Annotated in this window: 11 protein-coding genes; 7 read left to right on the top strand and 4 right to left on the bottom strand. The window is 32.6% G+C overall.

Annotation, left to right across the window (positions count from 1 at the left end; all coding sequences use genetic code 11):
* Positions 1 to 76: 76 nt before the first annotated feature.
* From ACRHOC_RS12980 to ACRHOC_RS12965, 4 genes are read left to right on the top strand one after another with little or no spacing between them, the layout of a single operon-like run.
* Entirely contained in the window at positions 77 to 913 is an 837-nt protein-coding gene (locus tag ACRHOC_RS12980) for a FemAB family protein (RefSeq protein ID WP_431159076.1), read from the top strand.
* A complete protein-coding gene (locus ACRHOC_RS12975) occupies positions 910 to 2,007 on the top strand; it encodes a DegT/DnrJ/EryC1/StrS family aminotransferase (RefSeq protein WP_431159075.1) in 1,098 nt (365 codons plus the stop codon). Before ACRHOC_RS12980 ends, ACRHOC_RS12975 begins: the two co-directional genes overlap by 4 nt.
* Positions 2,008 to 3,318 carry an O-antigen translocase gene (locus ACRHOC_RS12970; protein ID WP_431159074.1) on the top strand — a complete coding sequence of 437 codons (1,311 nt, stop codon included), beginning with the start codon at positions 2,008 to 2,010 and terminating at the stop codon, positions 3,316 to 3,318. It begins immediately after the preceding gene.
* Between the two features lie 11 nt (positions 3,319 to 3,329).
* Complete coding sequence (locus ACRHOC_RS12965) at positions 3,330 to 4,622, top strand: O-antigen translocase (RefSeq protein ID WP_431159073.1); 1,293 nt, start codon at positions 3,330 to 3,332, stop codon at positions 4,620 to 4,622.
* Here the strand turns inward: ACRHOC_RS12965 and ACRHOC_RS12960 are convergent.
* Entirely contained in the window at positions 4,615 to 5,757 is a 1,143-nt protein-coding gene (locus ACRHOC_RS12960) for a glycosyltransferase (protein ID WP_431159072.1), read from the bottom strand. The two genes, ACRHOC_RS12965 and ACRHOC_RS12960, sit on opposite strands and share 8 nt — an antisense overlap.
* Before the next feature lie 26 nt (positions 5,758 to 5,783).
* Between ACRHOC_RS12960 and ACRHOC_RS12955 the strand changes: the two genes are divergently transcribed.
* The gene (locus ACRHOC_RS12955) at positions 5,784 to 6,878 is read left to right on the top strand and encodes a glycosyltransferase (protein ID WP_431159071.1); all 1,095 of its coding nucleotides are present in this window, start codon (positions 5,784 to 5,786) and stop codon (positions 6,876 to 6,878) included.
* A 4-nt stretch (positions 6,879 to 6,882) separates the two neighbouring features.
* A complete protein-coding gene (locus ACRHOC_RS12950; RefSeq protein ID WP_431159070.1) occupies positions 6,883 to 7,293 on the top strand; it encodes a sugar 3,4-ketoisomerase in 411 nt (136 codons plus the stop codon).
* Here the strand turns inward: ACRHOC_RS12950 and ACRHOC_RS12945 are convergent.
* From ACRHOC_RS12945 to ACRHOC_RS12935, 3 genes are read right to left on the bottom strand one after another with little or no spacing between them, the layout of a single operon-like run.
* Complete coding sequence (locus tag ACRHOC_RS12945; RefSeq protein ID WP_431159069.1) at positions 7,273 to 8,214, bottom strand: glycosyltransferase family 2 protein; 942 nt, start codon at positions 8,212 to 8,214, stop codon at positions 7,273 to 7,275. The genes ACRHOC_RS12950 and ACRHOC_RS12945 overlap by 21 nt on opposite strands.
* A gap of 1 nt (position 8,215) precedes the next feature.
* Positions 8,216 to 9,502 (bottom strand): hypothetical protein, encoded by a 1,287-nt coding sequence (locus ACRHOC_RS12940; protein ID WP_431159068.1) that lies wholly within the window; start codon positions 9,500 to 9,502, stop codon positions 8,216 to 8,218.
* Positions 9,503 to 9,520: 18 nt separating this feature from the next.
* Positions 9,521 to 10,204, bottom strand: a complete 684-nt coding sequence (locus tag ACRHOC_RS12935; protein ID WP_431159067.1) for a cell division ATP-binding protein FtsE — start codon at positions 10,202 to 10,204, stop codon at positions 9,521 to 9,523.
* Between the two features lie 212 nt (positions 10,205 to 10,416).
* On the opposite strand from ACRHOC_RS12935, the gene ACRHOC_RS12930 reads away from it, so the two are divergent.
* Positions 10,417 to 13,440 (top strand): tetratricopeptide repeat protein, encoded by a 3,024-nt coding sequence (locus tag ACRHOC_RS12930; protein ID WP_431159066.1) that lies wholly within the window; start codon positions 10,417 to 10,419, stop codon positions 13,438 to 13,440.
* Positions 13,441 to 13,450: the final 10 nt, after the last annotated feature.

Below are 13,450 nucleotides of genomic sequence, written 5' to 3'. Positions count from 1 at the left end.
CGCTGATGATAGATTAGATTGGGACACATTTGTGGAGACCTCTAATGAAATGACCTTTTTATTTAAAAGAGGGTTTATGGATTACCATAGTGACAGGTTTAGTGACTTTTCCCTTATGGTTTATGAAGATGACGAACTAGTAGGATTGTTGCCGGCTAATGTTAGTGAGGATATGCTTTATTCCCACCAAGGACTTACTTATGGTGGGTTGTTTTTAAAGGACAATATCAAACTAGATAAGGTTTTTTCTGCAGTTGATAGGTTCGTTAAAGAGGTAGGAATAAATAAAGTAGCTATAAAACAACTTCCAGACTTTTATCAGCACAATAATTCTAAGGCGTTAATCAATCATCTTCAAAAAGACTCTGAAGTATTTCATACTAATAAAGTATTGGCTATAGATTACAGTTTACCATTTAGTATACATAAAACTAAACTAAAGCACTACCGAAAAAATAGTAGTAAAGGCTTTGAAATAAAGGAGGAGCGCAATTTGGATAGTTTTTGGAATGAAGTTTTAATACCGAGATTAAACTCAAAACATAATACAACACCTGTTCATACTCTCGACGAGATTTCCCTTTTAAAATCTAGATTCCCTGAACAAATAAAACAGTATAACATCTACTTAAATAGTCAAATTTTAGCTGGTATTACTATTTTTGACAAGGGACCTATTGTAAAATCACAATATGGAGCGACCAATGCATTTGGTGAGCCAGAGCGTGCTCTTGAATATTTATTTATTGAATTGATTCAAAAATTTAAAAAGGAGAACAAACGCTATTTTTCAATGGGAACTGTAATTGATAAATCGTTTCCTGAAGGATACAATCCAGGTCTAATGCGACAAAAGATTGAGTTAGGTTGTAGAGAATATCAACAGGATTTTTACAGATATAGAGTAGTATGATACCATTTTTAGACCTTCATAAAATAAATGACAGATTTAAGGATCAATTTCATATTTCTTTAAATGAAAATCTTAATGATTCGCAATTTATTCTTGGACCAGCAGTATCAAAATTTGAAAATGAGTTTGCAGATTTTTGTGGGACAAGGTATTGCATTGGAGTAGGTAATGGTTTAGATGCCTTAACCCTAATCTTAAAGGGTTATATTCAACTTGGACGATTAAGTCTTGGTGACAAGGTAATTGTACCTGCTAATACCTTTATAGCTACCATTCTTTCAGTTATCCATGCAGGATTAGAGCCTGTTCTAGTAGAGCCTGATCCAAAGACTTATAATATCTCTGCCTATTCAATATCAGATGTGTTAGATGATGACATTAAAGCCATTATTGTGGTACACTTATATGGTCAATTAGCAGATTTAAAATCGATTAAGGAACTTACTAAGACTAGAGATTTAATCTTTATAGAAGATGCTGCACAAGCCCATGGTGCTTCGAATGAAAATGGTATAGCTGGTAATTTAGCTAATGCAGCCGCATTTAGTTTTTACCCAAGTAAAAATCTTGGAGCGCTTGGTGATGGAGGCGCAATCACAACAAATGATGAGCAATTGCATAATAAAGTTAGAATGTTATCTAACTATGGAAGCAAAGAAAAATATAAAAACCAATCCATTGGTTATAACAGTCGATTGGATGTACTACAGGCCTCATTTTTATCCGTTAAATTAAACATATTGCATAAGGATAATGAAAGACGTCAAGACGTTGCGAAGCGCTATATAAATGAAATAGTTAATCCAAAAATTAAGCTACCATACTATAACAACAGTAATAATCATGTTTTTTATGCCTTTGTTGTAGAGGTTTCAAACCGGAGTGAATTCATAAACTATCTTAATAGTAATAATATTGGATGGTTAATCCATTACCCTATTCCGCCGCACAAGCAAGACGCTCTAAAGCGGTTTTCAAAATTAGAATTTCCGATCACAGAAACCCTTTGTGATAAGGTTATTAGTCTGCCAATGAGTCCTGTTTTATCTGATAAAGAGGTAGATACTTTAGTCCAAATTTTAAATGCCTATTAATTGAGGAAATTTTTCGATTATATAAATACAGAGGTCATACACAAGGCAGCGAGTCTTAATACAGCAAATATTAGTATAAAGATTATAGCCGGAATATTAATTTCAAAGTTCATTGCAGTATTCATTGGACCAGAAGGCATGGCTTTAATCGGTAACCTTAGAAATTTTTTAAGCGCTGTCCAATCCATAGCTATAGCTGGGTTATATAAAGGCGTAGTAAAATATATTGGTAAGTTTAAGAATAATGTGACAGAACTCGGTAAAACCTTATCAACCGTATTTTATCTAGGCTTTTTCTGTTCTATGTTACTCGCCTTGTTAATTTATTATAATGCAGAATTCATTAACGGTTTGATATTTCAGGGGAATTACAAGTATACTTATGTGATTGAGGTTTTAGCGATTGTGCTTCCTTTTTATGCATTAAATATGTTTGTGTTCTCGATAATGAACGGATTTTCTAAGTACAAGATATTGTTCATTATTAATATTATTGGTCAAATACTTGGTCTTTTAGTAACCATATTATTGATCTGGCAAGATAATATTGATGGCGCCTTAATTGCGGTAGTCATTACTCCAGCTCTAAACTTATTAATTACTGTAGTTGGTATTCTATATCGAAAGAACTTAATGCATCTCATTAAAATAACAGATTTTAGTTTTTCAATACTTAATTTACTAAGTCCATATATGATCATGGCAATTGCATCTTCTATTGCTATGCCGATTGTATTAATAATAATAAGAAATTACCTTATTGCTGAAATTGGGTTAAAAGAAGCTGGCTATTGGCAAGCCATGAACCGAGTTTCAGATTACTATTTGATGTTTATCAATTCCCTCATGGTCTTATATATCCTCCCTAGGTTTGCAGAGATAAATACTAAAAAAGAGTTTAGAAGAGAAGTATTTAGTTTCTATAAAACAATTATGCCAGTTTTTGGAGTGATATTATTGCTTATCTATTTTAGTAGATCTGTGTTAGTAAATGTTTTATTTACTGAAGATTTTCGTCCGGTACAAGAGTTGTTTGGGTATCAAATTTTAGGGGATTTTATGAGGGTGCTTTCTATGGTTATTGCATATCAATTTTTGGCTAAAAAGATGTTTGCACATTTTATAGTACTTGAGATTTTCTTATTTGTATTCATTTATTTCTCTAGTGTATATTTTATCGATATCTATGGTTTGCAAGGTGCTGTAATGGCCCATTGCTTAAGTTATTTTATGCACTTTGCGATAATATTATTAATTTTTGGGAGCTCCTTGTTTGGTATATTACCGGATGAAGGATTAGACAATAATTAAAATCTGGCCTATTGAAACTTCCTGGTTTTATTAAAAATAATATAGTATTAAAGATAACCTCTTTGAATGCTGTGGTTATTACCATTAGGTTGATTGTTTCAGTGTTTATTCAGCGCTTATTGGCAGTAACAGTGGGTGAGGCAGGTATAGCAAATATTGGACAATTAAGAAATGTAATTGCAATGTTGTCTAGTACTTCAACATTGGGCACGTTTAGTGGTGTTGTTAAATATGTATCTGAGCTTAAAGAAAATAGACAAGAATTAACCAAAGTATTTTCTACCGCCACACTATTCTTAATAACTGGTAGCATCGTTTCAGCACTTGTCCTATTCGTTGGTGCTGATTTTCTTTCTGATTATGTTTTTAAGTCCACCGAATTTACCTATGTGTTTAAGCTTTTGGCTGTAATCGTTCCATTTATTGCTGTCAGTCGAGTGGTTAACGGTGTGGTAAGTGGTCTATCTGATTATAAAAAGTATGCAAAGATCGAACTCATCAGTTACTTGTTGGCGTCAGTAGCACTTATAATTGGCTTGTATGGCTATAGTTTAAATGGAGTTTTAGTAGCTATTGCACTTGCACCAATAATACAGCTCACGGCACTGGTTATCATTTTTGGTAAAACACTTAGGCGCTATGTAAGTTTTAAGAATTTTAAACTGAGGTTAGATTATAAAAATAGCCTTTTGGCATTCACCTTAATGTCATTTATTTCAGCCTTTTTAATAAACTATGTAGAACTAGAAATTAGAAATGTTGTAACTGATGATATTAATATAAATGAAGCGGGTTATTGGACGGCCATTACTTTTATTTCTAAGAATTATATGGTCTTTGCCACAGGATTATTTACCCTTTATGTACTACCGAGATTTTCAAGTATCTATAATCGAAAGGAGTTCAACCATGAGGTAGGGAAGATTTACAAAACGATATTACCAATTTTTCTACTTGGTATGGTTTTGGTCTATCTTTTACGTCATCAAATTATCCAGATTATTTATCCAAACTTTCTTAGGATGGAACCTTTATTTAAATGGCAACTAATGGGCGATTTTGTGAGATTGTGTGCTATGGTTTTAGCCTATCAATTTTTAGCAAAAAAACTTGTTAGTAGTTTCGTTATTTCTGAATTAATTTCACTTATTCTGTTTTATGTACTAACCAAGTATTTCATTGGTGTTTATGGTACAGAGGGTGTAGTTATTGCACATTTTATTAGGTATATCATTTACCTATTTGTAGTTGTAGTATTTGTTAATCTTTATTATTTAAAACAACAACCTAAAGATGTTACTTAGTGGCAGACCACAATTCTAAGTACTGTTTTGTGCATTTTAAGTGATCATGATGTTCGATAACAAAAGCCCTGGCTTTTTCAGAAATATTGATTATTTCATTTGGATTTTCAACTAACCACCCAAGTTTATCGGCAATTTGATTAGAATTTGGTTGGGCATTAATTGCTATAGTATCTTCCTTTACATTATAATACTCCTCCCATTCTTTTTCTGCTCCTGTAAAGACCACTTTCCCTTTAGCCATGGCTTCTAGTGCATTAAACCCTTGGTCATATGCATAGACTTGATCGAGAAGAATATGTGCTTTGTCAAAGCGCTTAATATATTCACTATAAGGTAGATTTCTTGTAATGATAATCTCAACTTTATCGCTATATTTTTCTCTCACAATATCCAGTGCTTCATCGAAAATATCATTTCCTTTCTTGTAATAGTTAAAGGTATTAATACCATGAAAGATGATGATTTTATTATCAATAATGGGTTTTCGATATTTTAAAGGTTCCGTATTTATAGCATGAGGAATCATACCTAAATATTTTTTATAGCCAATAAGTGGTAAATGGTAATCTAGATCATTCGCTATGACGCCTTTAATATGTTCAAAGATATGGTGGTGTAAACCAATATGATCTTTTGTTATATAGCTTAAAGCCGCAGAAAAGTCTTTTTTTGTTCCTTTATTTTCAAAATATGGAGTTAAGATTGAATATCTAAATTTTTTGTCGTAGGCGTACTGAACGCTAGGATAATCAAGCCCACAGGATAAAAGAAAAATATTTTTGTTCCAGTCTTTGAGCCAATTGAATATTTCTTTTTGATGATGTCTTTTAAAATCGAATAGCGCTTCATTAACGAGTTGTACTACATCAAAATTTGAAAGCTTGTGTTTTTGTGATTTGATTTGCCTTTTTATACTCCATGCAGAAATATCAAAGCCAAAAAATCGAATTAGAAGATTTCTGAATTTTTTAAGTAGATATGGAGTGTAATAGTCTTTTATTTCGATATCAACATCTACCTTTTTAAAACCATCTCTTAGACTTACTACAATGGCTTCATGGCCTAGTTCTTCAAGACCTTTTTTAATATTCCATTGGGCTCTATTGTATTCACCAAAAAGTAATACTTTCATTTAATATCTTTACCTTCCGTATTTAAATGCAAAGTAATCATAAAAAAAGAATTTGTATTGTTTGCCGTTCGTTAAGCGAAGGTGGTGCAGACAGGGTTGCATCTTTGCAATCCATTATGTTGAGTGACTTAGGCTATGAGGTGCATGTAGTAACTATTTTAGATGAGATTGTTTATCCATACAAAGGAGAGCTACTTAATCTTGGAGCAATAAAAAAGCAAAATGACACCATCCTAGGAAGACTAAGTCGTTTAAATGTATTATGGCGCTTCATTAAAGACAATAGAATTGATATTCTTATAGACCATCGGGTGAGGACAAAGTTCTTTTCAGAGTATATCTTGTCGGCATTTGTTTTTCCAAAAGACACAATATACATGATTCATAATCATGCTATTAAGCTTTACTTTCCTCCGATAAATTGGTTAACTAAATTAACTTATAAACCTGCGAAGGCTATTGTATCGGTATCAGAAGGGATTACCAAAAAAGTCAAATCTGTCTATAGATTTAAGAATCTAGAAACCATTTATAATCCTGTAGATTTTAATTACATCGACCGACTTGCGCAAGAACCTTTGGCGATAGATACGCAATACGTTTTTTGGTATGGACGATTTGAAGACCAACAAAAGAATTTGACTTTATTGGTTAGGGCTTTTAAAGAATCCAAATTAGTTGAGCGAGGCTATAAACTTATGCTCATGGGAAATGGTAAGGATAAACCATTAATCGAGGCTTTGATAAATGAACTTCAATTAGAAGCGGATGTACTTATAAAACCATTTTCAAGTAATCCTTTTCAATATATTGCAAATTCTAAGTTTACAGTATTAAGTAGCCGTTTTGAAGGATTTCCAATGACCATCATTGAGTCTCTTGCTTGTGGCATTCCAGTATTAAGCGTTGCATATGATAATTCTGAAGACAGTATATTACAAAATGAGATTAACGGTCTGGTTGTGGAGAATGGAAATATTAATGCTTTAGCGAATGGGTTAAACAGATTTGTTGAGGATGAAAAGTTATATCTTAGCTGTCGGCAAAATGCAAAAGCTAGTGTTTTAAATTTCGCAATGAACAATATAGCTGAGCAGTGGCGAAAACTAATTGAAAGCTAATACCATGAATTCAAAATTATCTGATATTGAAATAATTGAAATTCCCAGAGTACATGATGAGCGTGGTCTTTTAGCTGTTATTGAGGGAGGAACTATCCCTTTCAAGATAGAAAGGGTTTACTACTTGTATGATGTGCCTTCTGACGCGTTTAGAGGAGGTCACGCACATAGAGAGTTGTATCAGCTCATTATTCCGCTTTCTGGAAGTTTTGATGTTCATTTAAAAGATGGTTCAACAACACAAATTATTAATCTTAACAAGCCACATAAAGGACTCTTAATTGTGCCAGGTATATGGCGAGAAATTGATAATTTTTCTTCTGGTTGTGTGTGTTTAGTATTGGCATCTGCCGAATACAAAGAGGACGATTATATTAGAAATTTTGATGATTTCTTAGCCTTTAAAGGTCTTTAGATACCATTCTTTTTTAATTAGCTGCGCTCGTATAAAAGCTAATATTTTTAACACCCAACTCGGTGTAGATAGAAATAGTCTCTGTCGTACATTAAGATTCTTATAATCAATTAGCTTTTTAGTTTCGTTGAATATTTTAAGCTCGCTATTTATTTTTGTGCGTATTGCTAAGCCATACCTTTTTAAATCAAGGTAAGTCTTTAAACTGCTGTTGATTTCCTCTTGATGACTAAATGAACTTAAAAATTTTAATCTCTGCCTGTTGTATTCTTGTTTACCGAGGCTTCCATGAATAGATTTATTATAAGTCATCGTATGTTTAGGATGGAAAATAATAGGTTCTTTAAGAGCTATTCTTATCCATAAATCTAAATCTTCACCAGTGGGATAAGCAGTGTTAAACATACCATAAGACATAAATTTATTTTTTTCTATTGCCGTTGCTGAGGTCCAGACTATCGTGTCTTTGAGACTCGCTATGAAGAAATCCTCAAGTTCGATAGGAGTTAAGGCATCAAAATTAATATTCAAAGTAGCTGGTGCAGTGTAGGAATTACTATGCTTAATGTAATAATTGTTAGCATACAAACCAGAGTTTGAGAATGTCTGTATACTCTCATATAAACATTGAAGATGATCAGGTTTCCAAATATCATCAGCGTCCAAAAAGGCCAAATATTTTCCAGATGATAGTTTGGCGCCCTTATTTCTTGCTTCACTAACACCTTTATTATCTTGATGATGTATGGTAATTTTTTCAGATACTAAATTTTCAACCTTCTCAACACTCTGATCAGTAGAACCATCATTTACTATAATAATTTCAAAATCCTTAAAGGATTGATGCAATGCACTTTGCAGGCACTCCGAGATATATTGCTCTTTATTATATAGTGGTATGATGACCGAGAAAAATGGCATTCTATACTTTTGAGATTAAAATGTTCGCTATTCTTTTTGAGGAAGTCAACGTCTCATCACTGATACTTCCTTCTAGCATAACCGTATCGTATAGCGTTCTAATGTAGTTATCTATCTTATTTTTATCGACTTTTCTGTTTAAACCCATTTTTAAAAGTTCAGATAGTTCATCTCTACTATTAAGTTTTAAACAGACTTCTTCATTATCATAAAATGCATCACCAAGAACAATGACAGATTTATATTTATTAATTGCTTCGATACCAACTGTTGAATTGTTTACAATGATAAGCTCTGCATTTGTTAGAGCATCATCTAGGGTTGATTCATTATCAATAATGATATTATGTTCCCTGATAAAATCATAAACCGCTTTTTCATATTTGCCAATATACAAAGGATGTTCACGGACTATAAGTTTTATATCATCAGGAAGGTTTTTGCATATGTCTTTAATGATATCTAAATGTGATTTATAATGCGGACTATGATATACCATATTAACATCCAATGGAACTTGCATAGCTAAAAGTGCAAATTTGCCATATTCTGTATTGGTTTTTTTTCGATTGCTTTTTGATTTGTAGGTATTAAGATCAGTAAATTTTAAATCTGGTGGGTAGAGATAGGTATTTTCAAAAAGCTTCATTAATAAGATGTCAAAACCTCTGTAAATCGGAGAGCGTAAATATTTTTTTGTAACTACAGTTTCTTGATTTTTAATGTTTGGATGATGATTCGAATTTGTAGATAGTTGCCTCTTACTTAGATTAGCATTGACACCTTGTTCATCAAAAAATGTAGTATCAAATGGTCCTTGTTCTATATAATAGCATTTATTTCCCTTTTGTTTAGCTACGGCAATTGCAATTTCAACACAAAGTCTAGAATCGCCTACTGAAATTATAAGATCTGGTTGGATGGTATTATAAGCCTTGTCAAAAAGGTCAATATAGGCAAGAGCTTGTCGTTGAAGCGCTCTTTTTGAGTTAACCTTAGCTAAGTTTAAATGAAAATCTAAATATCTTGAAAAGTCAATGCCTTTATAACTTTCTTGACTATCAATAATTTGATTATAAGTTTTTTTATTGAAGTTGGCTTTTATCCAAGCTCTAGAAGAAATAAACGAATTCTGTCTTAATCTTAAAAGCGAATAGAGATAACCGCTAAAATGAATGCTAAAGTATTTAAAATGAACTTTTTTGTTTGAATATCTTTCAAGCCATTTATTTATGTCAAGAAAATATCTTGCATGTTTGTCAAAATAACCGACACAAATAACATTCATTAAAAAGTTAGTTTTACTTTAATTCTTCCTCTGTACAACCTCAAACACCTTGTTTTGATCGCATTTAAGGGTTTTACTAGGATACTTCAGCAACAGCGCATAATCGTGTGTTGCCATTAAAATAGTATTGCCATTTTTATTAATGTCTTGCAACACTTCCATTACCTCAATACTTGTTTGAGGATCTAGATTACCAGTAGGTTCATCAGCTAAGATTAATTCGGGATCGTTAAGTAAGGCTCTTGCAATTGCAATACGCTGTTGTTCACCGCCAGAAAGTTCATGTGGAAATTTAAAGCCTTTTGTCTTCATGTCTACTTTATCTAAAACACCATCAATTTTTTGCTCTATTTTTCCCTTATCTGTCCATCCAGTCGCTTTTAAAACAAATTCTAAGTTTCCATTTACAGTTCTGTCTGGTAATAATTTAAAATCCTGAAAAACAACACCTAATTTGCGTCTAAGAAAAGGAATATCTTTTTCCTTCATGGTTCTTAAATTAAAATCAACGACAGAACCTTCACCTTTGGTCAATTCTAAGTCTCCGTAAAGCGTTTTCATAAAACTACTTTTACCACTACCAGTTTTTCCGATGAGGTAAACAAAATCACCTTTTTGCATTTCAAAATTTATATCAGAAAGTACCATGCTATCGCCTTGGTAAATAGTAGCGTCTTTGAGTTGTAAAACCGTTTCGGACATAATTGGCTTAAAATTTGATTAACGTAAAAGTATTATTAATAAAATCAATTATCAAGTAGATATAAATGAGATAACGCAAGACAATAAGATTTAATATGCCAATTTTAACATTTAATAAGTTGGTTTATAATTAACAGCAGAATCTTCCGTTATAGCTTTTGTATTAAATTATATTTGATTCATCACAAATTATTAATCAAAAAACGAAATCAATGCTAGTATTAATTAAGCGCTTATCCCTTGTATTCTTTGCGTTTTCTATATTTAGTTTTGCTCAGAAATCAGCAATTTATACGAGTGATTTACTAGATTATCAAAAAGCCCTTACCCTATATAACAATCAACAATTTAAAGCTGCTCAGGCCTTATTTGATGATATTAAGTACAACACCAATGACGCAGTTTTAAAGTCTGATTGTTCCTACTATATCGCAAATTGTGCGGTAAGACTTAATCAACAAAATGCCGATGATCTTATAACAGAATTTGTGGAGGAGTACCCTACGAGTACAAAGAAGAACACTGCATTTATGGATGTGGCAGATTACTACTTCGAAAATTCAAAGTTTGCCTACGCAAGAAAATGGTATGAAAAGGTTGATGAACTAAGTATTTCTAGGAAGGAACGAAATCGCTATTACTTTAATTATGGTTATAGTCTATATTCAACAGGTAGTCGTAAACAGGCGACCAAATATTTAAATAGGGTCGTAGATACTAAGGATTATGGCTCACAAGCTAAGTATTATATTGGTTATATGGCTTATGAAGGCGACGATTATGATACTGCTAATGAATACTTTGACCAGGTCAGCGATAATGAAAAATATAAGGAGAAGCTATCTTATTATCAAGCAGATCTAAATTTTAAACTCGGAAAATTTGAAAAGGCCATCGAGTTAGCCAAAGAACAATTACCAAATAGTAGTCGACAGGAAAAATCTGAGCTCAATAAGATTATTGGTGAGAGCCTTTTCAATTTAGAAAAATATGAAGAGTCCATTTCTTATTTAAAAGCTTATGAAGGGAAGAGAGGCAGATGGAATAATACAGATTATTATCAGTTAGGGTATGCCTATTATAAGCAAAGTGATTTTGAAAGTGCTATTTCAGAATTCAATAAAATTATAGACGGAAACAACAGCGTAGCACAAAATGCATATTATCATTTAGGTGAGAGTTACATAAACTTAGACAAGAAACAAGAAGCCTTAAATGCTTTTAGAAATGCGTCTCAGATGGATTTTGATTTAAAGATCCAAGAAGATGCTTGGTTAAATTATGCAAAGATTAGTTATGAAATTGGTAACCCATACCAATCTGTGCCACAAGTATTATCTGGGTATTTAGAAAAATATCCTAAAACGCCATACAAGGAGGAGTTAGAAACCTTACTTATAGATTCTTATATCACGTCCAAAAATTATAAGGAAGCCATTGAGTTACTAAAAGGGAAAAATAGTTTTGAAAATAAAGTTGCCTATCAAAAGGTAGCATTTTTTAGAGGTATTGAACTTTTTAATGAAACCCGTTATAATGAGGCCTTGGATATGTTCAATAATTCATTAAAAGAACCTAGAGATCCCGTTTTTGTCGCTAAAGCAACTTTTTGGCGTGCCGAGTCCGAATATAATTTGGCAAATTATAATGATGCACTTATTGGGTTTAAGCAATTCTCTGGCAGAGAAGAGGCAAGGACTTTGCCAGAAAACGATAATCTCAATTATAATCTAGCCTACACATACTTTAAACTTAAAGATTATAATAAGGCCTCGGAATATTTTAAGGCTTATGTCAATTCTAATTTAGATGATAGGCTTAGACGCAACGACGCCTATTTAAGACTGGGTGATGGATATTTTGTATCAAGTAAGTATAACCAAGCCATCAGCTCTTATGATAAGGCGATTCAAATAAATGAAATAGAAACCGATTATGCCACTTTTCAGAAGGCGATGAGTCATGGTTATTTGGGAAAGAATACAACCAAGATTGCCGAATTAAACGCGTTTATTAACGGTTATCCAAAATCTGCCTTGAGAGACGATGCGATGTACGAATTGGCCAATACCTATGTTAAATCTGGTAAATCGGAAGAGGCCATGCAAATGTATGATCGTCTTAATTCAGAATATAGAAGAAGCGCATTTACATCGAAATCACTTTTACGTCAAGGACTTGTTTATTACAATAATAACGATAATGAACGTGCCTTGTTAAAATTTAAGAGAGTGGCAAAGGACTTTCCAGGTTCTGGTGAGGCCGTTCAGGCTGTTTCTACTGCAAGGCTAATTTACATTGACCTAGGACGAGTAGATGAGTATGCCAATTGGGTGAGAACGCTAGATTATGTTGAGGTAACTGATGTTGAGTTAGATAATACCATGTATCTCGCAGCAGAGAAGCCTTATTTAGAAAATGATACGGACAATGCCATCCGTCAATTCAATAACTACTTAAATCAATTCCCAAATGGAATTCATGCACTAAAATCACATTTTTACTTGGCTCAGATGTATTATCAAAAAGACCTGTTTGAAAATGCACAACCACATTACCAATATGTTGTGACTTCATCAAAAAGTGAATATACAGAACAGTCGTTAGTAAAACTATCTGAAATCTATTTAACCAACTCGCGTTGGAATGAAGCATTACCAAATTTAGAGCGTTTAGAGGATGATGCAGACTATCCGCAGAACGTTTTATACGCGCAGTCCAATTTAATGAATGCCTATTACCAGCTTGAAAATTATGAGAGTGCAGTAAGTTATGCGGATAAGGTTTTAGAAAACGATCGTTTAGATTCAAAAATTAAAAGTGATGCTCAGTTAATAATTGCAAGATCTGCTATAAAAACAGGAGACGAAATAAAGGCTAAGGAAGCCTATGCAAATGTTGAGAAAATAGCATCAGGAAGTGTTGCCGCGGAGGCACTATTTTATAATGCTTATTTCAAACATAAGGAAGGACAATTTGAAACATCAAATACAACTATTCAAAAATTGGCAAAAGATTATAGCAGCTACAAATATTATAGCGCTAAAGGACTTGTTGTTATGGCAAAAAACTTTTATGCATTAGATGACGCTTTTCAAGCCACTTATATTTTAGAAAGTGTGATATCCAATTTTACAGAATTTGAGGATGTTGTTGAAGAAGCAACAATTGAATTAAATAGAATAAAGTCCGAAGAAGCAAAAACGAATTCATCAATCGAAACTGACGGAAACTAATTTGTTATCT

The organism is Winogradskyella poriferorum (assembly GCF_050618035.1).
Lineage (GTDB): Bacteria > Bacteroidota > Bacteroidia > Flavobacteriales > Flavobacteriaceae > Winogradskyella > Winogradskyella poriferorum_A.
The sequence above is the reverse complement of the archived record's forward strand: the minus strand, read 5'-3'. Positions and strand labels throughout refer to the sequence as shown.

Coding starts and splice junctions, on each gene's coding strand:
- ACRHOC_RS12980 (WP_431159076.1), top strand. CDS start 77: ATGGATTACCATAGTGACAGGTTTAGTGACTTTTCCCTTATGGTTTAT.
- ACRHOC_RS12975 (WP_431159075.1), top strand. CDS start 910: ATGATACCATTTTTAGACCTTCATAAAATAAATGACAGATTTAAGGAT.
- ACRHOC_RS12960 (WP_431159072.1), bottom strand. CDS start 5,757: ATGAAAGTATTACTTTTTGGTGAATACAATAGAGCCCAATGGAATATT.
- ACRHOC_RS12955 (WP_431159071.1), top strand. CDS start 5,784: ATGCAAAGTAATCATAAAAAAAGAATTTGTATTGTTTGCCGTTCGTTA.
- ACRHOC_RS12950 (WP_431159070.1), top strand. CDS start 6,883: ATGAATTCAAAATTATCTGATATTGAAATAATTGAAATTCCCAGAGTA.
- ACRHOC_RS12945 (WP_431159069.1), bottom strand. CDS start 8,214: ATGCCATTTTTCTCGGTCATCATACCACTATATAATAAAGAGCAATAT.
- ACRHOC_RS12940 (WP_431159068.1), bottom strand. CDS start 9,502: ATGAATGTTATTTGTGTCGGTTATTTTGACAAACATGCAAGATATTTT.
- ACRHOC_RS12935 (WP_431159067.1), bottom strand. CDS start 10,204: ATGTCCGAAACGGTTTTACAACTCAAAGACGCTACTATTTACCAAGGC.
- ACRHOC_RS12930 (WP_431159066.1), top strand. CDS start 10,417: ATGCTAGTATTAATTAAGCGCTTATCCCTTGTATTCTTTGCGTTTTCT.